Raw genomic sequence first — 23,668 nt, forward strand, 5'->3', positions numbered from 1 at the left:
TTAGATCCGCACCAGCATCCACAGCGCCATCGCCACCATCAGCAGATTCTCGGTCAGCGACACGAACCCAAGCGGCACGTTGCTGTTGCCACCCACGCACGCGCATTTGAGCGAGCGCTTGTCGATATAGACCGCCTTCACCACCGACACCGCGCCGACCGTCCCGATGACCAGCGCGACGGGAATCGCGATCCACAACAACGCCCCGGCGATCATCAGCACGCCCGCCAGCCCCTCCGCCCACGGATAGACCCACGCATAGCGCACGACTCGCTGCGCCAGCAGGTCATAGCCGAGAAAGCCATTGGCGAAGCCATCGATGTCACGCAGCTTCTGCAACGATAACAGGCACATGGCGATACCGACGAACCACTCCCCCGCCCGCATGGTCAGCGCGTCGCCGAACGCCGAATGGCTCGCCGCCAGCGCGATCGCCGCCGCCATGCCAAAGATTGCCGCGACCGGGGCATAGGTCGTCGCCCTGGGATCGGCGACCTTCAGCCCAAAGAAGCGCCGCAGATCGTCATGCCCGCCGATCCGCTGCCCGTCGATAAAGGTCTGCGGCGTCGTCCTGACGCCATGCTCGGCCTTGAACGCATCGACCTCTGCGCGCGTCGTCAGGTGCCGATCCTCGACCGCAAATCCATGCCGCCGAAGCAGATCGAGCGCCCGCCGCCCGAACGGGCAGACATGGTCGGGCATCACCATGCGGTACAGGGTAGCGGTCTTGGCCATCGCGGCTCCTTTCGCCCGCTATATGGGGAGGCGAGACACGCGCCGCACGCCCGGCTTTCCTACAGCCGGGACGGATGCCATGCTCGGCAGGTTCTTTGACATGGTCCGGCCAGCGGAACGTCGCCGGTAACCATCGTAACCCGGGCAGGCGGGAACCCTGCAAAAGTCACGCCTTCCATCCAAACGTCATCGTACCCCGGCGGAGGCCGGGGTCCAGTTGCCGAGGCTGTTCAGAAAATTACGAACGTCCCCCAACCGGGCCGCGGCCTTCGCCGGGGCACGGGAAAACAGTTTCGCCGAGGTCGCGCGCAGCCGAGGGTTCGGACTGACAGAAATGCAAACCGCACAAATAGCGCACGAGTGTGAACTTCGTGAACTTTGGCCTAGCCGCTGTTGCGCAGCGCCGTCGCTATGGCATTGATCGACAACAATATTCCCTCGCCGATCCGTGCATCGGCCTCGCCCGCGCGGTGCCGCTTGAGCAATTCGATCTGGAGCAGGTTCAGCGGCTCGATATAGGGCGTGCGCAGCCGGATCGACGCCTCGAGTGCCGGGCTTTTCTCCAGCAACCGCGTCTGGCGGGTCACCGACAGCAACCCGTCATGCGTCGCCCGCCAGCCGTCGCGAATCCGGCCGAAGATCGCCTCCGACAGCGCCTTGTCCTCGACAAGGCCCGCATAGCGCGCCGCGACGTCCATGTCGGACTTTGCGAGCACCATTTCCATATTGGCGAGCGTCGCGGCGAACAGCGGCCATGCGCTCGCCATCTCGCGCAGCAACCCCTTATCCTCGAACGATTGCAACGCCGCGCCGACCCCGTACCAGCCCGGCAGCATGATCCGCGCCTGTGCCCAGCTGAACACCCAGGGAATCGCGCGCAGATCCTCGATCGCGTCGGACTTCTTTCGGCTCGCCGGGCGCGACCCGATCTTCAGGCCGGCGATCTCGGCGATCGGCGTCGCCTGTCGGAAGAAAGTGGTGAAGCCGTCGGTGCCGTAGACGAGGCCGCGATAGGTCTTGAACGCCGTATCCGACAGCGCGTCCATCGCGGCGGCGAAGCGTGCGGCATCGGCGGGGTTCAGCGAATCGGGTTCGAGGCTGGCGAGCAACGTCGCCGAGGTCATCGCCTCCAGATTCGTCACCGCGCTGTCGCGCGTGCCGTATTTCGCCGCGATCACCTCACCCTGTTCGGTGATGCGGATGCGGCCCTGCACCGTGTCGTGCGGCTGCGCCCGGATCGCGGCGAAGGACGACCCGCCGCCACGCCCGACCGCGCCGCCGCGCCCGTGGAACAACTGCATCCCGATGCCGGCCTCTTCGAACACCGGCGCCAGCGCCGTTGACCCCTTCGACAATTGCCATGTCGAGGTCAGGTAGCCGCCATCCTTGTTCGAATCGGAATAGCCGATCATCACTTCCTGATGGCCGCGTGCCTGCGCGATGGCCGCCACTTCGGGCAGCGCCAGCCAGCGGGTCATGATCGCGGGCGCGGCCTCCAGATCGGCGACCGTCTCGAACAGCGGGATCGCCATGATATGCGCCTGTGGCGGCTCGCCCGGCACGTACAGGCCCGATTCCTTGAGCAGCAGATGCACTTCGAGCAGGTCGGACACCGACTGCGCCATCGACACGATATAGTGGCGGATGCATTCGCGGCCGTAGCGGACATGGGCGTCGGCGGCGGCGCGCAGGATCGCCAGTTCGGACGCGGTCTGCTCCGAATACTCGGCATAGGGGCTGGTGAGCGGGCGTGGGCTCTCCAGTTCGCGCCGCAGCAGCTCGACCCGCGCCTCCTCGTCCAGCGCCGTATAGTCCGCCTCGACCCCGGCGACCTTGAGCAGTTCGGCGACGACGCTCTCATGGATCACGCTGTTCTGACGCATGTCGAGCGTGGCGAGGTGGAAGCCGAACGTCTCGACCGCGCGGATCAGCCGGCCGAGCGCGCCGCCGGTCGACAGCGGGCCGTTGCCCTGCTGCACCAGCCCGCGCGCCAGTGTGGCGAGGTCGGCGCGGAACGCCGCCGGATCGGCATAGGGTTCGCCGGTCAGGTTGCCGGGGCGCGGCGCGACCTTCCCGGTCAGTTTCTGGTGGGTAGCGGCAAGGCGCGCATAGATGCCGCTGATCGCGCGGCGGAACGGTTCGTCGGCACGGGATGCGGCATTGTCGCCGCTCTTGTCGGCCAGCGCCGCGATCGCTTCGTCGACCGCGACATGCTCTGTCGAGATCGAGAGTTCCGCGCCGAGGCTGTGGAGCTGGTCGAGGTAATAGCCGAGCACCGCCTCGGCCGCCTTCGCCAGCGCCAGCCGCATCGCGTCGGCATCGACGAACGGATTGCCGTCGCGGTCGCCGCCGATCCAGCTGCCGGGCTTCAGGAACGAGGGCGGGCGCTGACCCAGCACCCGCTCCCACCGTGCGTAGAGCGCGGGCAGCGTCGGCAGGAACACGTCGCGCAGGTAGCTCAAGGCGGTCTCGACCTCGTCGGCGACGTACAGCCGCTCGCGCCGCAGGACGCGGGTCTGCCACAGCAAGGCGATCTGGCGCAGGATCGCCTCATCGACGCGGTCGCCCTCGGGCGTTTCGTCGGCGCCCTGATCCTTCAACAGCATCAGGTCGGCGATGCGGTTCTTGTGGTCGATCATCGACTTGCGTCGCACCTCGGTCGGGTGCGCGGTCAGCACCGGTGCGATCAGCGCATCGTCGAGCAGCGCCAGCACCGCGTCGCGACCGATGCCTTCGGCCTGAAGTTTCTCGATCGCGGTCGCGACATCGGCGCCCGGTTCGGCGGCGATGCCCTGCCGATCCTCGGCCAGATTGGCGAGCATCGAAAACATCATGAACCCGCGCACGAACGCGATGGTGTCGTCGAGGCTGAGGCTGTCGAGCCCGAGGTCGATCGTGTCGGCCCCCGCCACCCCGCGATGCCGGTCGACCGAGGTCGAACGGATATGCTCGATTCGTTTAAACAGTGCCTCCCCGCCATAGGTGCGGATGACGTCACCGAGCAGCCGGCCGAGAAAGCGGATGTCGGGATTGTTCGTGATCGGGGGCAGAGTCGTCATGGAAACACTTGCTGCAATGCGGCAGGATGCGGGTCAAGGCACGATGACACGCATGGTATAAAGACCTGCCATCGCGTAAGGGGCACGCGCTGCACCCGATCGCGGCGGACCGTTTGAAGGAAACACCGATGACGACGCCGATGACCCTGTGGTGGCAGATGTGGACCGACGCCGCGCAGACCGGACTGAGACTGTGGGAAACCATGGCCGCCTCCGCCGTGGTGATCGACCGGCGGATGCCGATGATCGATGCCGGGATGCGCAATCCATGGACCGCCGATCATGTCGAACTGACCGGCATGGTCACCGAAAAGGCGCAGGCGTTTTCGAAGGCCGGCGATTCGCTGGCAAAGGACATGGCGGCGATGCAGGGCATGTGGATGCAGGCGATGCAGGACGCATGGTCGCTCGGCACCGCCGGCCGCATGCCCTCCGCCCGCCGGATCGCCGCCGGACAGGACCGGGCGATGCGGCTGACGGCGGGCATGATCGGCGCGGGCGGCCGGGCACTGACGCCGATTCATGCCAAGGCGACCGCCAATGCCAAGCGGCTGGGCAGCCCGAAAAGATAGTCGGTACGAAATCGGCGTTGAACCGTTCGCCGCGCGTAACGTTTATCCCGGCGAACCGTCTTTCAGGACCATCGCCGTCATCTTGACCCAATCCGCCCCAGCGTCAGTTGCGCCAGTCGAGTACCGGCCAGCCCCGTTTGCGCGCCAGCGCCTTCAGCGGGGCGTGGGCGTTGACCGGAAACGGTTCGTCGGCCCAGTCGAACACCGGCGCGTCGGAGACATGGTCGCTGTAGAAGCGGACCGCGACGTCGCCGCGCGCGATTCCCTGTTCGGCAGTCCACGCCTCGATCGCGCGCAGCTTGGCCGCGCCATAGCAATTCTCGCCATCGATCCGCGCCAGCACGTTCCCGCCATTTTCCTCGGCGCAGTTGGTGGCAATGACTGCATCGAAGCCAAGCAACGCGGCGATCTCCTGCGCATAGAAACGATAGGATGCGGTGGCGAGTACCAGCATCCGCCCTTCGGCCCGGTCCGCCTCGATCCGCGCCCGCGCACCGTCCAGCAGCCCGGTCGCGACCGTCGCCCGCGCAAAGGCACGCGCGGTATCGGCCAGCCGCTCGCCCGGCACCGCGCGGCCCAGCACCAGCCGGTGGGTCATCTCCTTCAACCGGTCGCGACCATACAGGCGCAGGACATAGCCGGTGACCGCCACCCCCGCGATCGGCAACAGCCACAATGGACCCCGTCCGCGCTCCTTCAACGCATGGCGCAGGAACGGCGTCCAGGTCGCGACGCGGGTGATGGTCTTGTCCATGTCATAGATGGCGAGATCGCGGTGGCGCATGGCCCAAGCGCGTACCACCTTGCCGCGACGCCGCAAATCGCCGATGGATGTGCGCGATGAGCGCTTCCGCCGATTTTTCGCACGACCGGGCCGATGGCGGCGGCGTGCTGCGCTTCACCGGCAATCTGTCGCTCGCCCATGTCGGCGACCTGCCCGAACGACTGGGCGAGGTCGACGGACCGGTCAGCCGCATTGATCTGTCGCAGGTCGACCGCATCGACACGGTCGGCGCGTGGCTGGTGCACCGCTTCGCCCGCGACCGCGACGTCGCGATCGAGGGGCTGAACCCCGACAGCCAGCATCTCTTCGATCAGGTCGCTGCCGCCGACGATCCCATCGTCCGAAAGCAGAAGGCGCTCAGCCCGCCGCTTCGCGTGCTGGAGGAAATCGGCGACGCGGTATCGGGCAGCGCCCGGCAGATGGTCGGCCTGCTCGGCTTCATGGGCGCGACCGTCCTCGCCTTCATCAACGTCCTGCGCCACCCGCGCCGCTTCCGCTTCAACGCGACGGTACAGCGGTTCGAGGTGGTCGGCGTCTCGGCGCTCGGCATCATCGGATTGATGAGCTTCCTGATCGGCATGGTCATTGCGCAGCAGGGCGCGGTGCAGCTGCGCCAGTTCGGCGCGGAGGTGTTCACGATCAACCTGATCGGGCGCCTGACTTTCCGCGAGCTGGGCGTGCTGATGACCGCGATCATGGTCGCGGGCCGCTCCGGTTCGGCGTTCGCGGCCCAACTCGGCACGATGAAGCTGACCGAGGAGATCGATGCGATGCGCACGATCGGCGTGTCGCCGATGGAGGCGCTGGTCCTGCCACGCGTCATCGCCGCGATCGTGATGATGCTGTTGCTCGGCTTCTATGCATCGATCATCGCGATTATCGGCGGCGGCCTGCTCAGCTGGGCACAGCTCGGCATTCCGCCGATCACTTTCGTCACCCGCATCCGCGAAGTCGTGCCGATCACCGACCTGTATATCGGCCTCATCAAGGCGCCGGTGTTCGGCGCGATCATCGGCATGGCAGGCTGTTTCCACGGCATGCAGGTCGAAAGCGATGCCGAACAGGTCGGCAGCCGCACGACGGCGGCGGTGGTGCAGGCGATCTTCCTCGTGATCGTGCTCGACGCGTTCTTCGCGATCTTCTTCGCATGGATCGGCTGGATATGAGCGAGCGCGAATCCCTCATCCGCGTCCGTGGTCTCAAGAACCAGTTCGGCGATCAGGTCATTCACGAGAACCTGGACCTCGACGTGCGTCGCGGCGAGATCCTCGGCGTGGTCGGCGGATCGGGTACCGGCAAATCGGTGTTGATGCGATCGATCATCGGGCTTCAAACCCCGGCCGCCGGCACGATCGAGGTGTTCGGTGAAAACACGATCGGCCGCGAGGAAACCGAAGCGACCGAAATCCGCAAGAAATGGGGCGTGCTGTTCCAGGGCGGCGCGCTGTTCTCGACGCTGACTGTCGCCGAGAATGTGCAGGTGCCGCTGAAGGAATTCTACCCCAAGCTCAAGCCTGCACTGCTCGACGAGATTGCCGGGTACAAGGTCGTGATGACCGGCCTGCCCGCAAATGCTGGACCCAAATACCCGTCCGAATTGTCGGGCGGCATGAAGAAGCGGGCCGGTCTCGCCCGCGCCCTCGCGCTCGATCCGCAATTGCTGTTCCTCGACGAACCGACCGCCGGTCTCGATCCGATCGGCGCGGCGGCGTTCGACGATCTGACCGCGTCGCTGCAGAAGACTCTGGGGCTGACCGTCTTCCTCATCACCCATGACCTCGACACGCTGCACGCCATTTGCGACCGCGTGGCCGTGCTGGCGGACAAGAAGGTCATTGCCGTCGGTACGATCGACGAACTGCTCGCGCTGGACCATCCGTGGATCCAGGAATATTTCAACGGACCGCGTGGCCGCGCCGCGACAGATGCGCAGGAACGCATCGCCGCCCGTGACCACGACCGCGACGCCGGTGCAGACCCGGCCTCGCTGCAAGCCCAGAGGCGCTGATGGAAACCCGGTCGAACCATGTCCTTGTCGGCGCGGTGGTGCTGATCCTGCTGGTCATGCTGGCGCTATTCACCGTGTGGCTGGCCCGCGTCGGCGGTGGCCGCGAAAAGGAATATGACGTCTTCTTCAAACAGGCCGTCGACGGTCTGGCCAAGGGGTCGCCGGTATCCTTTTCGGGCGTACCCTCGGGTCAGGTCGAGGATATCGCGCTGTGGCCGAAGGATCCGCAATTCGTCCGCGTCCGCATCAAGGTGAAGGACGAGACCCCGGTTCTGCTCGGTACGACCGCGACGATCGTCGGCAGCTTCACCGGCGTTTCGACGATCACGCTCGACGGCGCGGTCAAGGGCGCCCCGCCGATCACTTGTCCGGAAACGAATGCCGAACAGTCATGTCCGATGGGCGTGCCGGTGATCCCGCCCAAGGCCGGCGGCGTCGCTGCGCTGCTCAGCTCGGCGCCGCAGCTCCTTGAACGCGTCACCACGTTGACCGAGCGGCTGGCGGACGTGCTGTCCGACCGCAACCAGAATTCGATCGCGGCGATCCTCGACAGCACCAACCGGCTGACCGATGCGCTCGCCGATCGCGGCCCCGAAATCGCCGCGACGCTGGCCGAGACGCGGGTCGCCATCCAGCGCGCGGGCATCGCGTCGCAACAGATCGGCGAACTGGCGGCGACGACCAACGGGGTGCTGGCCAATGATATCCAGCCGACGATCCAGCAATTGAACCGCACCATCGCCAGCGCGCAGAAGAGCGCCGACACGCTGAACGAAGCGATCGGCGATGCCAAGCCCGGGCTGCAGGCGTTCAGCAAGCAGACCATCCCGCAGGTCAACCAGCTGGTCGGCGATCTGCGCGCGATGACCGGCGCGCTCGCCTCGGTCGCGGAAAAGGTCGATCAGGGTGGCGCGACCGCATTGGTCGGCCGTTCGAAGCTGCCCGACTACGACCCCAAGAAGTGATGCGGAAGACAAGGATGCTCCCCATGAAGAAGCTGACGGTTCTGCTGCTCCTGCCGCTTGCCGGGTGCATCCGCTTCGGCGCCGAGCCGCCGCCTGCGCTGTTGACGCTGGCGCCGGCCGCCCCGATCGCCGCCGGTGCGACGCAGAGTTCGGCGCAGGCGCGCTCGATCACCGTACAGGTGCCGGTCGTGCCGCAGGAACTGGCCGTGACCCGCGTGCCGGTGCAATCGAGCGCGACCAGCATCGCCTATGTCAAGGAAGCGCAATGGGTCGAGCCACCCGCGCGCCTCTTCGCCCGGTTGCTGTCCGACACGCTGACATCGCGCGCGAATATGGTGGTGCTCAACACGCGGCAGGGCTTCGTCGATCCGGGTGCGCAACTGTCGGGCGAATTGCGTGAGTTCGGCATCGACGCCGGCCGCAGCGAAGCGGTCGTCGTCTATGACGCGACCCTGCAACGCGCCGGATCGACCGCGTTCGAAAAGCGCCGCTTCGAAGCACGCACCCCTGTGGCAACGATCGACGCGAACACCGTCGGCCCCGCGATCAACCAGGCCGCGAACACCATCGCTACGGCGGTTGCCGACTGGGTCCGAGGCTGATCGCCCACGGTCATGGCACTGCATAGCTGGCTGTTGTTCGTCGCGGCGGTCGTCATACTGTGCGGCACACCCGGCCCGAACATGTTGCACGTCCTTACCCGCAGCGTCTCCATAGGATGGCGGGGCGCCCTGCCGGCGATGGCGGGCTGCCTGACCGCACTGGTCGGGGTGCTTGCGGCATCGGCGGCGGGATTGGCGGCGCTGCTGACGGCGGTGCCGGGTCTGTTCGACGTGCTGCGCTATGCCGGGGCCGCCTATCTGGCTTGGCTCGGTTTCCGCGCACTCACCGCGCGGTCGGCACCGATCGATGTTGCCCCCGACGCCATATCGTCACGGCACCTGTTCCGGGGCGGCTTTCTGGTTGGGATCAGCAACCCCAAGCTGTTGCTGTTCGCCACCGCGTTTCTGCCGCAGTTCGTCGATCCGAACGGGGCGCAGCCGGTGCAGTTCGCGATCCTTGTCGCGACCTTCACGCTGGTCGAATGCCTGTGGTACGCCGCCTATGCAATCGGCGGGCGGTCGCTTGCCCGCTATTTGACCCACCCGCGCGTCCGCCGCTGGTTCGACCGTGTGACCGGTGGCATCTTCATCGGCTTCGGCGCGGCGCTGCTGGTATCGCGCGCCTGACCCTTATCTGGCGGGGGCGCGCCGGACCGGCGGCATCGCGTTGCAGATATCCGCCCCGCCCGCCGGCACCTCGAAAAAGGGCGGCTCGCGATTCTCGCGCCCCTTCACCCATGCCACATAGCGGGCATTGTCGGCGGCCCGGACCTCGAAATGCGGACGCTCGGTCGCCGGGATGTCGCTCGCCAGCCGCACCGACACGATCGGCGTCGGCGTCTGATCGGGCGCGTAGAAGCCCATATTGCCGGTGCCGCGCGGCAAGGACGAGAGATATTCCATCCCCTCGACCACCCGCCCCACCAACGCGATATTGCGGTCGAGATGGCGCGGGCCATGGCCGATCACCGCATAGAGTTCGGCGCCGCTCCCCGTACTCGGCGCCATGTCGCGCCCGACTCCGACCATCGCATAGCAATGGGTCAGCCACGCCCCCTTGCCATTACTCGCCACCGGCCAGCCATCGGCGCTATGCCCGCTTTTCGTCGCATAGGGATCGCGACGCGTCATCTGCGTGACCGCGTCGTAGCGGCCGGTGAGATATTCGGCTGGCGGATTGGCAACGACACCCGCAGGCAACGGCTTCTTCTCAGTCACGTCGCCCCATTGCGCGACATAATTATCCTGCACCCGGTACACCGAAGTACCGTCCCACCAATGCGCCCGCGCCAGTTTGCGCAGATTATCGACATGGACCGGCGCATAACGCGGCGCCAGCCGGATCACGACGCGCTTGTCCGCCGCCAGCGTCATCACCAGCAGCTCGTCGTCAGGGATCATCCGCCAATCGCTGTCGATCGCATCAGCCGGCGTCGGCGGGGCAGCGGGAGTTGCGGGGGCGGCGGCCTGAAGCAGCGCCGCGATCAGCGTGACGAAATGCATGGCCCATCCTGCCACGCGCCCCCTCGCCCCCGCAACTCCCGCTTGCACGAAACCCCGCCGGGCCGTAGGGAACCCACCTTCCGGCAATGCGGAGCGGTGGCCGAGTGGTCGAAGGCGCTCGCCTGGAAAGTGAGTATACGGCAAAACCGTATCGAGGGTTCGAATCCCTCCCGCTCCGCCACTTACACTGCCTAAGTGTTTGTAAATGCAGCCAATTGTAGCGCGCCTTGGCCGCTAGACCCACACTTAGCCCCACAGTCGCACGCCGCCGGCCTGTCGCGCGTACGGTCAGACGTGCCCGGCAAGGGTAACACCCTTTTCTGGGGGTGGAATCCAGCTCTAATGCAATTATCCCATCGCCGGTCCGCGCATATTTTTTGAGCTTTTTGGCTTCGCCAAGGACTCGCTGTCTCACCAGTCGTATGCTCTGATGCGAGCGACCAATGGGCGGCTTTCTCTGAGGGTAGTCAGGCCGTGCCGCGCGTTAAACCTTACGGCAGGGAACTGGAATGGCTTTCGACTGGTCGATGATATTCGATAATTTCGGGATCAAAAAGGTCGGCTCTACTGACAAGAGCAAAAGTGCTTACGTTCCCAATGAGGATCAGAAAGTCGCTTTGGCGGCCGCGGGGAAGGATCCCAGCTTACGCGCTACGTTCGCAATCGAAGTACTTTTCGATGCTTCTAATACATCCCTTCTTTCGAGCTACTATAACTCTAAACGCAAGAAGCTTGGGCGCACGCCTGAAGCACGTATTGGCCGCGGCCTCGTTCACTGGGCGCAAGTGGGCGATGAAATTGTCATCGGCAACAAGGGCACGCGGGTCATTGCCTGCAAGGTAAGCGCATCCCCGTCGATTGCGTCAGAGGCAGGCCGGCAGCTCGCAAAGAACGGTAACAAAAAGAATATACTTGCTCGGGCGAAGCAGGCGACCGGCAAGCCCGCTCAAGCGCAGAGTAAGGTGACGGTGTTTGTCCGCAACCCTTACGTTGTCGCGGCCGCGCTGATCCGCGCGGACGGTTCGTGTGAGGTGCCGGCGTGCACACGGCGATTGTTCAAGCGCGATGATGGCTCGGTTTTCCTTGAGGTCCATCATATCGTCCCCCTCGCGGAGGGCGGAGAAGACACTCTGGCCAATGCGGCGGCGATCTGCCCTGCGTGTCATCGAGAGGCGCATCACGGCAGAAAACGAGCGAAGCTGCGCACGGCATTGGCGGCGGAAATTGCGGCAAAGCCTCTGCCTTGATGTCGAGCGACGGATTTCTAGGAGGGGGTATGATGGAGCGTTGGGGAGTTCGAGTTGTAGCGGGGTCGGCCCTCGCATGGGTAGTAGTCGTGCTACTATCTGGTGGGGGCTTCAACCTCACAGGCGTTGAGTGGAGCTTTGAGCGCACTGGCCAGCTCGGTGACTCGTTCGGCGTTCTAAGCTCACTCATGGCCGGGGTGGCAGCCTATTTCGCTTACAACACCTATCGATCAGCCATCGAAGAAGGGGTGAAGGTCGAGCGACGTGCTGCGGAAACCTCCTTCCTGAATCTCTTTGAACGTCGTTTCGATGTGCTCGCCCATGTCGGCTTTACGGAGCAGCGAGTGCTTGGGACTGACCTGACTGAAATAACGATAGCTGGCCAATCGGCAATCGAGACAATCGCAACAAGGATGCGGGGCGCGAGGGCTGAGCCAAGCAAGCAGCTTCGACAAATCTACAATGACTCGGTTCGGGGCGTATCCGGGGTGCCAAGCCTGTTAAGATTTACATACCATATAGTTGCACTGATCGATCGCCAATTCCCGCAAAAGGAGGGGGCCATTGTGGTCGACAAAGGCAGTCAAGCCTACCAGTATATCAGGCTCCTTCGTGCTCAGCTTTCAGATGCTGAGCTGCTACTCATCGCCCTGAACTGTGTAGTCGGCAAGGGGTACGGCAAATTTCGCCCCTTGGTTGAAAAGTACGCGCTTCTACATAATCTGCCCTACAAAGATCGTAGAGACTTCGGACTGAATGAATTCTTTGTAAAAACCGCGTTCGGTCTAGATAAGGAAGACCGGCAAGCATCGAATGACTCTCCCCCAAAAGAATGGCTGGAGGCGATGCGCCCCGGAAATCAGTAGCGCCGAAGTAATCAATTAAAGATCAAGGAGACGAGTGTCTGCAATAAAGCTCTCGAGTGATTGAAGATGGGGCTGGATGGATTTTGGAAACTTCTCGGTTAATCCTGTTGGTACAACCAGCCTGACGCCAGCGTGGGTCATTTCCCTGAACTGATTTTCCGACACGCCCTCCTGCAATGTCAGCAGATGCTTCACGGGTATGCGGTCGGCTTCATTGAGTATCTGCCGCCAGCGGTCCTTGCATGTGGTTTTGACTGCCAGCATCCTCAGTCGATCTGATGGAAAGCTGCCATCGCGGTAGGCGGTGACCGATGGGAACAGAAAATCGGGACGCTTGCCTGGCTCAGACTCTGGCTGATGCGCGAAGTGAGTGCCTTCGATCAGGCGCTCTTCGATGAATATCGCCCGGGCATGCAGCTCCAGCGAGTGTCCAGAGCGAGCCTTCCGACGTTGAAGGATTGTCTGAGCGCGAGCTATGAAATCGTCCACTGTGGCGAAGCCCGCTTTGATGTGCGGTAGCTCGATAGCCTGTTCGACGCTTCGGAAGATTTCATACTCGCATTCGCGACGGCGCATCAGGCGCCTGTCGGGATCAAGGCTGGAGTCCGGTCGAAGCTCAACAGCCTTCCGGATGATCTCCGCTCCGGTCGGGAACTTGCTACGCCATTGCGACGGGATTTCTGTGTCGCCTAGCCAGCAGCTCGCTCGCACTGGGGCCGCTTGCAAGAGGCCGAGTAATCCTTCCTGCGTCGGCGGCCACAACAGCCATTTGCCCGGCTCCACCGGCCCGACGCGATCCTCGACAAGGTCCTCCTCCGTTTCATGGCGGCAGACCCAGACGTGGCACTGCGGGATTTCCGGCGGCTGGACACGGTCGAAGGCGAAGATGGTCAAAGCGCCAGTGCTGTCTGGATCAAGCAGCGCTGAGGCGTTTCCTCCGAAGTTGGTCAGGCGCGTCTCGTTACGCCCACCTTTCGGATTGCCGTGCAACTTGTTGTTGTACCAGATCGCCCTGACTTGCTGATGATCGGAGTGAGAGTCGACATAAAGATCAAACCAGACGTCGGGGTTCTTTACGGTCGGCTGGTTCAGGGTTGGAAGGAAGCCAAACAGGACCTCGCGCGGAATGTAGGGGCCAGCTTGATGGCTCTCGTTGGCCAGCGTGTCGTTGCCCGACAGGCGTTTGACGTACCAGATGAAGCCCGGCCCGCCGTATTCGTCCAGCCACTCGATCAAGTCACTCACCGGCATGGTCCGTCCCCCTGATCTCGCCTTCGCGCTGTTCGGAGCGAAGCCAGTCGGCCGCAAGAGGCATGACAGCATCAGCCCCGATCCGGCCGGGGCCTTTCATCGAGCATTCCCAGATTTTGAGCACGCGCCATTCCGCATGGTCAAGCGCGGCTTCCACCTCGACATCACGCTCTCGATTGCGTCCAATTTTCTGCCGCCAGAAATCTTGGCGAGTGCCGGGCCAGCGGAACAGCGAGCAATCGTGTCCGTGCCAGAAACATCCATGAATGAAGATGACCGCACGCCAGCGCGGCAGCACCATATCGGGCTTACCGGGCAAGCGGCGATCGTGAAGCACGAACCTGAATCCCAAGGCGTGCAGGCCACGGCGTACCACCAGCTCAGGCTTGGTGTTCTTCCCTTTTATACCGGACATCATCCGGCTCCGGGTAGCCGGATCGACTACATCACCCGGCAAGGGCCATGATCCGCTCCGGTTGCTCAGGCTCCGCGTCAGCGCCGTCGAGTAGCCACGGCAACATATGCGCGGCCACCGCCTTCACAACGGGCACGACAACAGCGTTGCCGAACTGACGGTAAGCTTGGGTATCGGAGACAGGGATGACAAATTCGCGCGCGCCGGGTTCATCGAATCCCATCAGCCGCGCGCATTCCCGTGGAGTCAGACGACGGGGGTTCTTGCCCTTCTGCTCAACGAGGATTTCCGATCCGTCCTTATAGTAGCGGGCCGATAGTGTGCGAGCGACATCGTTCGGCCCGACCAGCCCGAAACCGAAGCCATTGCCCGCCGCCTTGTGCTTCTCCGCATAGCCTTGAAGATAGCGCCACAGATGATCGGTCAGCGTGTATTTGTCCGAAACAGATGCGATATTGCCGCGAGTGTACGGGGGGTCCAGTTCCTCGGTGCCATCCTCAGGATGCAGGATCGTACCCAAACGTGGCCCAGCAAATAGATCGGGCAGTTCAAGATCGGCAAACGTGAAGTCGTTGGCATCGCGGAAGCCTACGATAAAAATTCGCTCACGCTGCTGGGGCACGAACGCCTTGGAGTTGATAACCTTCCAGTGGACCTGATAACCCAGTTCCTGCGTCAACGTGCGGTGTATGACCTCAAAGGTCCGGCCCTTATCGTGATTGACGAGATTTTTGACGTTCTCCAGCAGGAACGCGCGCGGCCGATGATGCTGAATGATCTTCGCTACATTGAAGAACAATGTGCCTTGGGTCTCGTCTGCGAAACCGTGCGGCCGGTTCAGCGCGTTCTTCTTCGACACGCCTGCGATTGAGAAGGGCTGACATGGGAAGCCTGCCAGCAGAAGGTCATGCGCCGGAATGCTTTCTACCGGCACCTGCGTAATATCTCCGGCTACCTCGTGCTGGCAGTCGTAGTTGGCGAGGTAAGTCTTCTGCGAGTAGCGGTCCCACTCACTGGTGAACACACATTCGCCCCACTCATCGAAACCACGCCTCAGTCCGCCAATACCTGCGAACAGGTCGATAAAGCGGAACGCCTTGCCCTGCGGCTTGGCGGTGCGGCTGTCCCGGATCATCCCGTCCAATAGCTTGAGGGCTGCGCGACGCGGGGGAACATCGCCCTTTTCCCACCGATAGACCGTTCGCCGGGAGAACCCTGATGTAGCAGCAAACGCCTCAACGCTGATGCCAGCGCTTGTACGAAGTCTGGAAAATTCGGAGTTGGTCGAACGCAAAACGGCACCTCTGGGAAGATTTGTGCCACAGTGGCCCGGTGATTCCCTAGAATCAAGAACAAACTGGGAATCTTCGTGAAGGTTTACGCGAGCCGAACTTTGGCCCGCCAAAAGCCGCTGAGACTCTTCAGGAGCGCTGATCGGCGACGGTCGGGCAAGTCGGGGCCGGTCGGGGCGTGATGCCGCTGTACGATCTTCCTAAACGGCCTCACGGCCATTCACCGTTCCAGCCCACTGCCGAAGGACCGTTGACCTCGAAATCGTCTGGCGCCCAGTTCCCGTCCCTGTCTTGGAAGCACATGGCGATAAGCCTGCCCTGTCGGTCAAGAGCGGTATCCCAAAGCCCCACGCTCTTATGCCCCGGCAAGCGCTCCTTGTGTCGTGGACTCAGAAGGTGGTCGGCTGTGCCAGAGGCCTTCTTGATATCGGCCTTAGTTGGCTTCGTCTTTAGTAGGAGCCGGCCCCCTCCCTTCAGCAAGAGCCAGTCGGACAGAACGGTGTTGCGCCCCATAGGCGTCATAGAAGTACCACCACCAGAAGAAGAGCGGCGGATGGTAGACCGGCCGGCCGGCGACCTCGAACCACGGCGGGCCGAGCTGGGGCTGGAAGCCGAGGCGCCATGCCGTCCACTGCGTCGCCGTCCAGATGGTGGCGACTACGATCGCGAGAACGAGGGCAACCTGCCCCCAAAGTATCTGGCCTCCGCGCATACCGGCTCCGTCGAAAGGGAGCCGATCAGAGAATGCACCGATGCGTCACCGGCAACGGAAATCGCCGGCGAGCGTGCTGCCGGATACCATAGCGAAAAAAAGGGACGGTCAGTGCGACCTGTTCTGCGCTTCGGTGACGGCACGTTCGAGCAGATGGCGGTATCCGGTATGTGTCATCCATCGCGCGCGGGCGAGATGGCTTTCCCAGCATGCGCGTGTGCGGCGCTCCTCTACGACAGGATCACGGTGCAGAACGATCGTCGCAACCTCGCGCCAATCGGCTCCGGCCGATTCCGCGTCGAGCAAGCGCATGTACGTCACGAAATGCCGCTCGTCGTAGATCGTGACCTTCGGCTCGCTGGGCGCCGAGTCGTCGACCTCTGGATCAAGCTCCGGCTTCGTCGTCATCGCATGGCAGTCCTTCAGACCTCCACCCATTCTAATCCTGAAATGGGATAATCCCAAGTCGGGATTAGCGGACCGGCTCCCCTTGATCGGAGAGCCGGGTCGAATGCAGAAGTCCTTGCGCACGCCTCGACAGATGCTGCTGCAATCGCTCCTCGTCGAAGCGCGCAAGAGTAAAGGCCTGACTCAGGCGGAGCTGGCTGTCCTGTTGAATAAGCCGCAATCTTTCGTCGCCAAGTATGAAAATGGTGAACGTCGGATCGATGTCATTGAGCTTGTAGATATCAGCGCTGCCTTGAAGATCGCAGCAAGCGATATTCTCGGCAAGATCAAGCCGGAGGTAGGATCGGAGCAGTAAAGTCGATGTGGCTGGATGGGAGAAAAGACTTCTTCTTCTCCAATTCAGCGGCAATATCGAGCAAATTGAGAAGCGCCGGACTGCGGTTGTTCGGCGACCAGATGGCGCTGAAACGGGCCTGTTCGGTCTCATCATGGATCGGTCGGAAGGCGACGCCTGGCCAGGGCGTGTGTCGTGCCGCATCGCTAGTCAGCGTGACGCCGTCGCTGCTGGCTATCATATGCATCAGCGTGTCCCGGCTTACATCGCAGCGCCGAACATGCGGGGAGTGTCCTCGCTCGGCCATGCGCCGCACGACATGCTCGAAGAGCTGCGGACCGCCGCCTGCGTTGGAGATCAGGAAGGATTCGGTTGCAAGATCAGACCACGACACAGCGTCGGCCAGTGCCAGCGCATGTGCAACCGGCACCGCAATGAGGAACGGTTCGGCCCACAGGGGCCGCGAATGGCAATCGGGCGCTTCCACGGGCTCGAGCACCAGCGCTAGGTCGAGCTTGCCGTCGCGGACCAGCGCGATCGTCTGCGCTGACGTGCCTTCCATCACGATCTGTTCGACATCAGGATAGGCGTCGCGGAAGCGGCTGCGCAGTGCAGCCAGACTGCCGCCAGCTATAGAGGAATTCAGACCGATCGCGATCTGCCCGGTCGCGCCGGACGATGCCGTTCCTGCCGTCCGCACGGCGTTATCGAGATGTCCGATCCCGGCGGCGACTTCGGCGACGAACCGGCAACCGGCTTCAGTCAACCGGACTCCGCGAGGGCGGCGCTCGAATAGCAGGATGCCCAGCGTCTCCTCCAACGCCTTTATCCGGGCACTTACGCACGACTGCGAGGTTCCGAGCACATTCGCAGCGTGATGAAAGTTCAGATATTCAGCAACCGTCAGCGTCTGAATCAGCGAGGTCATTGGGATGCGACCACTGAATAGTGGCGACAACTTAATCAGCTCTGAATTACCTCTTCGTCGCCTCCGCATTTCCCACACCCAGACTCGGAGCGGACCTACGCACCGACGACCGCGCTTGAAGCCGCAGCCAACATCCAAACTTTACAGGAGTGTAAAAATACACAATGGTGTACCTATGGCAAGCCTGAAGCGGACAGAGCGATCTCGTCAACTCATACTCGATGCCGCCGATGCGGCGTTTCGAGAGCTGGGGTTTTCGAACGCGGCCGTAGAAGAGATCGCTGCGCGCGCGGGACTTACCCGCAAGACGGTCTACAACCTGTTCAGCTCCAAAGAAGAAATAGCGCTGCAACTCATAGCCCGAGTGGAAGCCGGTGATGAGACTTATCGCTCGCGGATCAATGCGAACGAAGATGTCGTCAAATTGCTGGAAAGCGTGTTTCTAGACAGCGCGGGCTGGTGCCTAGCTAATCCTTCCCTAGCCAGGTTTGCCCTCGCACCTGCGGAGCGGCCAAGTCTCGAACCGCCTTCCCATCGTCCCACGTTCCAACGGCTCGTCCGTGACCTTCTCGTTCTCGGCCAGCAGCAAGGCGTCATCCGCAAGGATGACGATCCCAATTTCATGTCGCTCGTTCTGCTCGGCATCTACGCGCAAGCGATGCTCACTGCCCTTTCTGGCGGTCCATTCAGCAATGACGATGTCAAACGCCTCATCCATATCGTTATCGATGGCATCGGCGAGCGGTCCCGATCTTCCGCAATCTAGAGAGTTTCCCAATGCCCGAGTCGGTAGCGTTGAAAGAATTCGGACCTGATATATGGACCATCGACGGCCCTAAGGTTGTTGCTGCACTAGGATTTCACTATCCGACCCGGATGGCTGTCATAAAGCTATCCGATGACCGACTTTTTATATGGTCGGCAATCGCCTTGACCGACGGCGTTCGAGCCGAGATTGGCGCCATTGGGGAGGTCGCTTTTCTAATCGCGCCCAACTCTCTGCATCATCTATTTATTTCGGATTGGAAGCACGCATATCCAAGCGCCCGGCTCTATGCTGCCCCTGGCTTGCGAGATAAGCGCAAGGACTTAGTTATGGAAGACGATCTAGACGGCATACATACTCTACCGTGGTCCGAGGAAATAGACCACGTTCTGGTGGAGGGAAATGCGATAACGAGTGAAGTGGTCTTTTTTCATCGGAAGAGCGGGACGGCAATATTCACTGATCTTATCCAGCAGATGCCTGTCGGCTGGTTTTCTGGTTGGCGCGCGATAGTCGCGAAGCTCGACCTCATGGTCGGCCCGGAACCATCAGTGCCTCGCAAGTTCCGTGTGGCCTTCACCGATCGTGCGCGGGCGCGCGCGGCTCTGAAAATTATCTTGGCTTGGCCGACCGATAAAGTGCTGATGGCGCACGGGACGCCTGTCGAGAGGAATGGTCAGGCATTCTTGCGGCGTGCGTTCAGATGGCTGGTAAACTGACACGCTCCTGCCGGTCTTCACGGTCACCGGCTCGGACGAGCGCCAGCGATCCCTTGACCCGCGCGTGGGGCAGAGCCCCTAGCGCCGAGGCCTGCGAATCAGGCAGGCCGCTTTACAGGATACTGGCAACGCAATACTTCTCTGAAAACCTACGCCTCCGGCAAAGGGGTTGCGCTGGAAGGGATCGCAGGGGGAGCTACGCTATCGCCTCTAAGTTCAATGCGACCGGCTCGATGCTCGGCTATCTCTACCAGTGTCGCGAGGCACTGCTGCTGGCTATCGTCGAATCTAAATCACATCCAGCGCTTGCCATTTCGATCGAGCGCTTCGACGATGTCGCATTCGAACAGGGCGGAAGTCCGACCGAGCAGGTTCAGCTCAAGCATCATGTAAATGCCGCGAGCCTTACCGACCTGAGCGTCGACCTCTGGAAGACGATACGCATTTGGTCGGAACAGACCGCCGATGATCCGCAAACGCCGTTCGAACGACGATTTTCGATCGTAACGACCGCGACTGCACCTGCGGGATCTGCTGCGGAACTACTGCGCGCTACGCGCCCAACTGACGATGCCGAGGAAGACGCGCTCAAGCTGCTGCTTGCTGCCGCAACGAACTCCACCAATCAGGAATCGGCGGCTGGACGTACCGCATTTCTTACGTTGCCGTCGACGAGCCAGCGCAACCTGCTGGCGGCTATCCGCGTCTACGACAACGCGCCCAACATCACCAACGCCCGTGGCGAGATAGAGGAGATGTTGTCGTTCGCGGTCCCTGTCGAGAAGGTCGAGAGCTTGGTCGATCACCTCGAAGGTTGGTGGTTCGCACAGGTCGTCCATTCTCTGAGCGTGGCTACAGCGCCCGCCATATCGCTGCTGACGCTGCGCCAGAAGATCGACGAGATTGCGAGTGCTTTCCGAACGGGAGACCTATTGATAACCCCCGCAGCACTCGCGGTGACCGACGGAGACTTGACCGCCTCGGACACCCGTATCTTCGTCGAGCAGATGCGCTGTATCGGGTTGGCAGCAAACGCAATCGAGCTTGCCAAGCGAGATTTCTATCGGGCAACCGCACAACGATCAGCATGGGCACGGGAAAATGCCCTGCTGGATGGAGAGTCGGTGCGATATGACGCCGACCTTGTTGACCGCTGGATGCGCGAACGATTGGCGCGAGAAAGCGATGCCGCGCCGTCTAGTGCCGACGAAAAGACGAAATTCGGCCGCGACCTGTTCCACTGGGCGAGCCGTGCTCAACAGCCTTTTCGCAATCGGCACGAACAATGGCTCTGCTCGGGTTCGTATCAGATATTGGCTGACGGCGTGACGGTGGGCTGGCATCCCGACCACGCGAGCATGTTTGGAATTCCGGCACGGGGGAAGGCAGCGTGAGCTTGCCGATCTGGGACAGGCGGCCACGCGAAGAAGCCTATCTCTTCAATCCGGCATTTTGCGGCGTCGTTCTTCACGAATTTACGAAGGAGTATGTGAAGGCCAAAGCTGCCCCGTGCTCCTTGGCGTTGCTGTTTTGTGTTTTGCCGATAGCACTGCATAGTAAAACCAGATTCGCTCTACCGGGTTCGACATTGACTTCGCTCTACTCGTGGCGAGAGCGCAATCCCGAAGTACTGATCGGCTTCGCCGAACGTGCACGGTCTCTGCGTCCGGTGGCGCAAGAAGCCTTGCGCTTCGGCTTGGATCGCTCAGTCTTTCAACTGACTGAGGAAGGCGACCTGCTGCTTGGCGACAAGCCACTCGCGGTTGGCAAAAAATTTGAGGAAGGACTGTCCGAAGATGCGCGAGACTGCATCGTGACCGCACGATTGCTCGGCCGATGGTTCGCTAAAGCGGGGACAACGTCAACGATCATGGCGGTTTGGGGGATCAAGCCATGAGCATGAGTATCGGCGCGATTATTCTTTACTCCCATAGTGGGGCGCAACGCGAGCTGACCTTCAAGACCAGCGGTCTGAATATTATCACGGGAGACTCGAAGACCGGGAAGTCGGCAATCATTGATATCATCGACTACTGCCTCGGCCGCAGCAGTTGCAATGTCGCAGAAGGGGTTATTCGTCGCGGTGTTTCATGGTTCGCCGTTCGCCTCCTAAACGATGATGACGAGCTTCTTGTAGCGCGCCGCAATCCTGGTCCAGGTTCTGATAGCGGAGGCGAGATTTACGTCCGCAGGGGCAGCTACCCAACGCCGCCCCCGTTCGACGACCTCGCTCGCAATATGGTCGAGACGGATCTCATCTCGCTGCTTTCGCGCTTCGTCGGCATTTCTGAAAATGAGCATCGGCCACAGTCCGGCACCCGGCTGCCGCTACAGGCGACCATTCGACACGCGCTATTCCTTTGCTTCCAGAAACAGGATGAGATCGACAACCGCGATAGGCTTTTCCATCGTCAGGGCGATCAGTTCATCCCTCAGGCAATCAAGGACACCATTCCGTATTTCATCGGGGCCGTCGACGAGCAGCATTTTCTTCGTCAACATGAATTGGACATGGCGCGCGATGCTCTGCGGGAATTGGAGGTCCGTGCCCAACGCCAGCGCGAACAGCGCAACGTGGATGTGGGTCGCATCCGGCGGCTTGTGACTGATGGTAAGCGAGTCGGCCTGATCGTTCCTGAGTACGAGCCGGTCGAAACGGACATTGCGCTTGAGGTTCTCGATCGTGCCGCTCGGACGGATTTGGGTTCGGCCAACACCCTTCCGGATTTTGGCGACTCGATCGCTCGGTTGCGTGGTGAGCAGGGGACGCTGCGAGCCAGCCTTGAGCGTGTAACTGACGAGGTTCGAGCGTCACGGCTGATGATGTCCGAACAGAGTACGTATACTCGCGAAAGCCATGAACAGCGCGCGCGGCTATCCTCCATTGGGCTCTATAAGGTGGACGCCGAAGGTCATCACTGCCCCGTCTGCGACTCTGAACTTGCCGTACCAACGCCGGCGGCGGCGCAGGTTGCAAATGCTCTACGTACTGTCACCACGCAGCTCGCGGCCGTCGAAGTCGAGCAACCGCATCTGCAAAGCCATATCGAAGGACTGGAACAGCGCCGCGGCAAGCTGGAACGCGATCTTGTCGAGGCGCAGACAGCGCTAAATCGCTTGATCGCGGACGATGCTCGGGCGCGGGCGCAGCAGGACTTGCTGGTCGATCAGGCGCGAGTAATCGGCCGCATCGGCGCGTTTCTCGACGCCTTGCGTCCGGGTGAAGGCGAAATAGACGTGACGCCGCTGATTGAAGCAGCAAGGCGACGTGTCGAGACAATGGAAGCGGCAGTCAACGCCGACGATGTCGCCCAGCGGCTCGACACCTATCTCAATCTCATCAGCAAGCAGATGTCGCGTTTCGCGGAGTCGCTGGACCTCGAACATAGCGGCAGTGAACTTCGGCTCGATCTCAAGAAGCTTACGGTCGTTGCTGACACGATCGACGGCCCGATCCCGCTCAACCGTATGGGTAGCGGTGAAAATTGGGTCGGCTACCACGTCCTAACCTATATCGCCCTGCACTGGTGGTTCCGGAAACGTGGTCGGCCGGTCCCCGCGACACTGATCTTCGACCAGCCGTCACAAGCGCATTATCCTGCTGAGCGGGACCAAGAGGGCAGCCTTGATCCCCTGGACGACAAGGATCGGCACGCGGTGCAGGCGCTGTTCGAATTGATGCATCAAGCCTGTCAGGAGATCGATGGGCTTCAACTGATCGTGCTCGACCATGCCCATCTGGCCGACAAATGGTTTGAGGAGGCGATTGTGGAGGAATGGCGTCGAGACCGCTTCTTAGTGCCGCCGTCTTGGGATGTGCGCGCACGGTAGAATGGCTTTGCGGTGGTTCTGCCCCTCGGCGAGAGCGGAGGTAGCAAGAGGCAAGGGCATCCGGACCGGAGGGGGATCGCCCGGCCTCCACGGAACGGCAGAACGACGTGGCGGAAGGCCGAGGATACCGGCCCGGACGAGCGCCAGCGATCCCTTGACCCGCGCGTGGGGCGGAGCCCCCTGCAGCGCAATAAAGCGAAGCCGTCGCTAGACGGGCGGTAACTTATATGTTACCCACCTTTTTTGATGTGCCCGAAAGTAGGCTGAGGGATGCCGGGGCGTTGCGAGTTTCGAATGCAAGGTTGCGGCTAGAAAGCGAAGAAGCAATGGCGCTGACACGCGGATTTACGGAGACGATGAAGAAGCGCATGGCGCGCGATCCTGCCTTGGCGAAGGCGCTGCTTGATGAAGCGGCGACGTTGTTCTTGAATGGTGAGCCGCAGGCTGCACGCCTGATCCTGCGCGATCTCATCAATGCCTCGGTCGGGTTTGAAGCATTGTCTGAAGAGACGGCCAGGCCGAGCAAAAGCCTTCACCGGATGTTATCCGAGAATGGCAATCCTAGTATGGACAATCTTGCCGCTATATTTAAAGCCGTTCGCAATAGAATGGGCGTAAGCCTTGAAGTTCGCACGGCAAGACTGAGTGAAGATGTAAGTAATTAAGTCAGC

Annotated in this window: 24 protein-coding genes, 1 tRNA gene and 1 pseudogene; 16 read left to right on the forward strand and 10 right to left on the reverse strand. The window is 62.0% G+C overall.

Going from position 1 to position 23,668, the window contains the following annotated elements; genetic code table 11:
- Both ASE59_RS05860 and ppc read right to left on the reverse strand, forming a co-directional pair.
- Entirely contained in the window at positions 1-735 is a 735-nt protein-coding gene (locus tag ASE59_RS05860; RefSeq protein ID WP_056453597.1) for a MauE/DoxX family redox-associated membrane protein, read from the reverse strand.
- A gap of 383 nt (positions 736-1,118) precedes the next feature.
- Positions 1,119-3,794 (reverse strand): phosphoenolpyruvate carboxylase, encoded by a 2,676-nt coding sequence (gene ppc / locus ASE59_RS05865; protein ID WP_056453600.1) that lies wholly within the window; start codon positions 3,792-3,794, stop codon positions 1,119-1,121.
- Positions 3,795-3,922: 128 nt separating this feature from the next.
- Between ppc and ASE59_RS05870 the strand changes: the two genes are divergently transcribed.
- Entirely contained in the window at positions 3,923-4,366 is a 444-nt protein-coding gene (locus ASE59_RS05870) for a hypothetical protein (protein ID WP_056453603.1), read from the forward strand.
- A 103-nt stretch (positions 4,367-4,469) separates the two neighbouring features.
- Here the strand turns inward: ASE59_RS05870 and ASE59_RS05875 are convergent, their stop codons facing one another.
- Positions 4,470-5,150, reverse strand: coding sequence for an HAD family hydrolase (locus ASE59_RS05875; RefSeq protein ID WP_056453606.1), 681 nt, complete (start codon positions 5,148-5,150; stop codon positions 4,470-4,472).
- 56 nt (positions 5,151-5,206) lie between these two features.
- On the opposite strand from ASE59_RS05875, the gene ASE59_RS05880 reads away from it, so the two are divergent.
- From ASE59_RS05880 to ASE59_RS05900, 5 genes are read left to right on the forward strand one after another with little or no spacing between them, the layout of a single operon-like run.
- Positions 5,207-6,316: an ABC transporter permease gene (locus tag ASE59_RS05880; protein WP_056453609.1), complete on the forward strand. Its 1,110-nt coding sequence runs from the start codon at positions 5,207-5,209 to the stop codon at positions 6,314-6,316.
- Positions 6,298-7,158, forward strand: coding sequence for an ABC transporter ATP-binding protein (locus tag ASE59_RS05885; protein WP_056453612.1), 861 nt, complete (start codon positions 6,298-6,300; stop codon positions 7,156-7,158). The genes ASE59_RS05880 and ASE59_RS05885 overlap by 19 nt, the downstream gene beginning before the upstream one ends.
- Complete coding sequence (locus ASE59_RS05890; protein ID WP_056453616.1) at positions 7,158-8,123, forward strand: MlaD family protein; 966 nt, start codon at positions 7,158-7,160, stop codon at positions 8,121-8,123. Before ASE59_RS05885 ends, ASE59_RS05890 begins: the two co-directional genes overlap by 1 nt.
- 23 nt (positions 8,124-8,146) lie before the next feature.
- The gene (locus ASE59_RS05895) at positions 8,147-8,725 is read left to right on the forward strand and encodes an ABC-type transport auxiliary lipoprotein family protein (protein WP_235515660.1); all 579 of its coding nucleotides are present in this window, start codon (positions 8,147-8,149) and stop codon (positions 8,723-8,725) included.
- A 12-nt stretch (positions 8,726-8,737) separates the two neighbouring features.
- Entirely contained in the window at positions 8,738-9,352 is a 615-nt protein-coding gene (locus ASE59_RS05900) for a LysE family translocator (protein ID WP_056453621.1), read from the forward strand.
- Between the two features lie 3 nt (positions 9,353-9,355).
- Here ASE59_RS05900 and ASE59_RS05905 read toward each other — a convergent pair whose 3' ends face one another.
- On the reverse strand, positions 9,356-10,228 hold the full coding sequence (locus ASE59_RS05905; protein WP_056453625.1) for a peptidylprolyl isomerase: 873 nt from the start codon (positions 10,226-10,228) through the stop codon (positions 9,356-9,358).
- A 90-nt stretch (positions 10,229-10,318) separates the two neighbouring features.
- On the opposite strand from ASE59_RS05905, the gene ASE59_RS05910 reads away from it, so the two are divergent.
- The 3 genes from ASE59_RS05910 (at position 10,319) to ASE59_RS05920 (ending at position 12,341) form a co-directional block, all read left to right on the forward strand.
- Positions 10,319-10,409: transfer RNA gene (locus tag ASE59_RS05910), tRNA-Ser, on the forward strand.
- A gap of 328 nt (positions 10,410-10,737) precedes the next feature.
- A complete protein-coding gene (locus ASE59_RS05915) occupies positions 10,738-11,475 on the forward strand; it encodes an HNH endonuclease signature motif containing protein (protein WP_056453628.1) in 738 nt (245 codons plus the stop codon).
- 29 nt (positions 11,476-11,504) lie between these two features.
- A complete protein-coding gene (locus ASE59_RS05920) occupies positions 11,505-12,341 on the forward strand; it encodes a putative phage abortive infection protein (RefSeq protein WP_056453631.1) in 837 nt (278 codons plus the stop codon).
- A 15-nt stretch (positions 12,342-12,356) separates the two neighbouring features.
- Here ASE59_RS05920 and ASE59_RS19020 read toward each other — a convergent pair whose 3' ends face one another.
- The 5 genes and pseudogenes from ASE59_RS19020 to ASE59_RS05945 all read right to left on the reverse strand — a co-directional run bounded on the left by ASE59_RS19020 (position 12,357) and on the right by ASE59_RS05945 (position 16,419).
- Positions 12,357-13,586, reverse strand: coding sequence for a type II restriction endonuclease (locus tag ASE59_RS19020; protein WP_200913166.1), 1,230 nt, complete (start codon positions 13,584-13,586; stop codon positions 12,357-12,359).
- Positions 13,579-14,049, reverse strand: coding sequence for a very short patch repair endonuclease (locus tag ASE59_RS05930; RefSeq protein WP_082458131.1), 471 nt, complete (start codon positions 14,047-14,049; stop codon positions 13,579-13,581). The genes ASE59_RS19020 and ASE59_RS05930 overlap by 8 nt, the downstream gene beginning before the upstream one ends.
- On the reverse strand, positions 14,039-15,301 hold the full coding sequence (gene dcm, locus ASE59_RS05935; RefSeq protein ID WP_056453634.1) for a DNA (cytosine-5-)-methyltransferase: 1,263 nt from the start codon (positions 15,299-15,301) through the stop codon (positions 14,039-14,041). The genes ASE59_RS05930 and dcm overlap by 11 nt, the downstream gene beginning before the upstream one ends.
- 509 nt (positions 15,302-15,810) lie before the next feature.
- Positions 15,811-16,011, reverse strand: a pseudogene (locus tag ASE59_RS20975) (conjugal transfer protein TraG); the annotation flags it as partial.
- A gap of 108 nt (positions 16,012-16,119) precedes the next feature.
- A complete protein-coding gene (locus ASE59_RS05945) occupies positions 16,120-16,419 on the reverse strand; it encodes a DNA -binding domain-containing protein (RefSeq protein ID WP_056453733.1) in 300 nt (99 codons plus the stop codon).
- Between the two features lie 103 nt (positions 16,420-16,522).
- On the opposite strand from ASE59_RS05945, the gene ASE59_RS05950 reads away from it, so the two are divergent.
- Entirely contained in the window at positions 16,523-16,774 is a 252-nt protein-coding gene (locus ASE59_RS05950; RefSeq protein ID WP_056453641.1) for a helix-turn-helix domain-containing protein, read from the forward strand.
- Here ASE59_RS05950 and ASE59_RS05955 read toward each other — a convergent pair.
- Positions 16,746-17,681, reverse strand: a complete 936-nt coding sequence (locus tag ASE59_RS05955) for a LysR family transcriptional regulator (protein ID WP_056453644.1) — start codon at positions 17,679-17,681, stop codon at positions 16,746-16,748. The two genes, ASE59_RS05950 and ASE59_RS05955, sit on opposite strands and share 29 nt — an antisense overlap.
- A 175-nt stretch (positions 17,682-17,856) precedes the next feature.
- Between ASE59_RS05955 and ASE59_RS19025 the strand changes: the two genes are divergently transcribed.
- From ASE59_RS19025 to ASE59_RS05985, 6 genes are all read left to right on the forward strand, one after another.
- A complete protein-coding gene (locus tag ASE59_RS19025; RefSeq protein ID WP_082458132.1) occupies positions 17,857-18,447 on the forward strand; it encodes a TetR/AcrR family transcriptional regulator in 591 nt (196 codons plus the stop codon).
- Positions 18,448-18,458: 11 nt separating this feature from the next.
- On the forward strand, positions 18,459-19,166 hold the full coding sequence (locus ASE59_RS05965; RefSeq protein WP_056453650.1) for a DUF4336 domain-containing protein: 708 nt from the start codon (positions 18,459-18,461) through the stop codon (positions 19,164-19,166).
- Between the two features lie 233 nt (positions 19,167-19,399).
- On the forward strand, positions 19,400-20,560 hold the full coding sequence (locus ASE59_RS05970) for an ABC-three component system protein (RefSeq protein ID WP_056453652.1): 1,161 nt from the start codon (positions 19,400-19,402) through the stop codon (positions 20,558-20,560).
- Entirely contained in the window at positions 20,557-21,063 is a 507-nt protein-coding gene (locus tag ASE59_RS19510; RefSeq protein WP_156359895.1) for a three component ABC system middle component, read from the forward strand. The genes ASE59_RS05970 and ASE59_RS19510 overlap by 4 nt, the downstream gene beginning before the upstream one ends.
- A complete protein-coding gene (locus tag ASE59_RS05980) occupies positions 21,060-22,997 on the forward strand; it encodes a DUF3732 domain-containing protein (protein WP_082458133.1) in 1,938 nt (645 codons plus the stop codon). The genes ASE59_RS19510 and ASE59_RS05980 overlap by 4 nt, the downstream gene beginning before the upstream one ends.
- A gap of 227 nt (positions 22,998-23,224) precedes the next feature.
- Positions 23,225-23,662, forward strand: coding sequence for a DNA-binding protein (locus tag ASE59_RS05985; RefSeq protein WP_235515661.1), 438 nt, complete (start codon positions 23,225-23,227; stop codon positions 23,660-23,662).
- The last annotated feature ends 6 nt before the right edge of the window (positions 23,663-23,668 follow it).

The organism is Sphingomonas sp. Leaf10 (genome assembly GCF_001421245.1).
Taxonomy (GTDB): domain Bacteria; phylum Pseudomonadota; class Alphaproteobacteria; order Sphingomonadales; family Sphingomonadaceae; genus Sphingomonas.

What these genes read in the sequence shown, in the direction of transcription:
- ASE59_RS05970 (WP_056453652.1), top strand. Translation starts at nt 19,400, where the DNA reads ATGCTCGGCTATCTCTACCAGTGTCGCGAGGCACTGCTGCTGGCTATC.
- ppc (WP_056453600.1), bottom strand. Translation starts at nt 3,794, where the DNA reads ATGACGACTCTGCCCCCGATCACGAACAATCCCGACATCCGCTTTCTC.
- ASE59_RS05900 (WP_056453621.1), top strand. Translation starts at nt 8,738, where the DNA reads ATGGCACTGCATAGCTGGCTGTTGTTCGTCGCGGCGGTCGTCATACTG.
- ASE59_RS05920 (WP_056453631.1), top strand. Translation starts at nt 11,505, where the DNA reads ATGATGGAGCGTTGGGGAGTTCGAGTTGTAGCGGGGTCGGCCCTCGCA.
- ASE59_RS05875 (WP_056453606.1), bottom strand. Translation starts at nt 5,150, where the DNA reads ATGCGCCACCGCGATCTCGCCATCTATGACATGGACAAGACCATCACC.
- ASE59_RS05890 (WP_056453616.1), top strand. Translation starts at nt 7,158, where the DNA reads ATGGAAACCCGGTCGAACCATGTCCTTGTCGGCGCGGTGGTGCTGATC.
- ASE59_RS05965 (WP_056453650.1), top strand. Translation starts at nt 18,459, where the DNA reads ATGCCCGAGTCGGTAGCGTTGAAAGAATTCGGACCTGATATATGGACC.
- ASE59_RS05860 (WP_056453597.1), bottom strand. Translation starts at nt 735, where the DNA reads ATGGCCAAGACCGCTACCCTGTACCGCATGGTGATGCCCGACCATGTC.
- ASE59_RS05950 (WP_056453641.1), top strand. Translation starts at nt 16,523, where the DNA reads ATGCAGAAGTCCTTGCGCACGCCTCGACAGATGCTGCTGCAATCGCTC.
- ASE59_RS05915 (WP_056453628.1), top strand. Translation starts at nt 10,738, where the DNA reads ATGGCTTTCGACTGGTCGATGATATTCGATAATTTCGGGATCAAAAAG.
- ASE59_RS05905 (WP_056453625.1), bottom strand. Translation starts at nt 10,228, where the DNA reads ATGCATTTCGTCACGCTGATCGCGGCGCTGCTTCAGGCCGCCGCCCCC.
- ASE59_RS05885 (WP_056453612.1), top strand. Translation starts at nt 6,298, where the DNA reads ATGGATCGGCTGGATATGAGCGAGCGCGAATCCCTCATCCGCGTCCGT.
- ASE59_RS05870 (WP_056453603.1), top strand. Translation starts at nt 3,923, where the DNA reads ATGACGACGCCGATGACCCTGTGGTGGCAGATGTGGACCGACGCCGCG.
- ASE59_RS05880 (WP_056453609.1), top strand. Translation starts at nt 5,207, where the DNA reads ATGAGCGCTTCCGCCGATTTTTCGCACGACCGGGCCGATGGCGGCGGC.
- ASE59_RS05955 (WP_056453644.1), bottom strand. Translation starts at nt 17,681, where the DNA reads ATGACCTCGCTGATTCAGACGCTGACGGTTGCTGAATATCTGAACTTT.
- ASE59_RS05980 (WP_082458133.1), top strand. Translation starts at nt 21,060, where the DNA reads ATGAGCATGAGTATCGGCGCGATTATTCTTTACTCCCATAGTGGGGCG.
- ASE59_RS05985 (WP_235515661.1), top strand. Translation starts at nt 23,225, where the DNA reads ATGTTACCCACCTTTTTTGATGTGCCCGAAAGTAGGCTGAGGGATGCC.
- ASE59_RS19025 (WP_082458132.1), top strand. Translation starts at nt 17,857, where the DNA reads ATGGCAAGCCTGAAGCGGACAGAGCGATCTCGTCAACTCATACTCGAT.
- ASE59_RS05895 (WP_235515660.1), top strand. Translation starts at nt 8,147, where the DNA reads ATGAAGAAGCTGACGGTTCTGCTGCTCCTGCCGCTTGCCGGGTGCATC.
- ASE59_RS05945 (WP_056453733.1), bottom strand. Translation starts at nt 16,419, where the DNA reads ATGACGACGAAGCCGGAGCTTGATCCAGAGGTCGACGACTCGGCGCCC.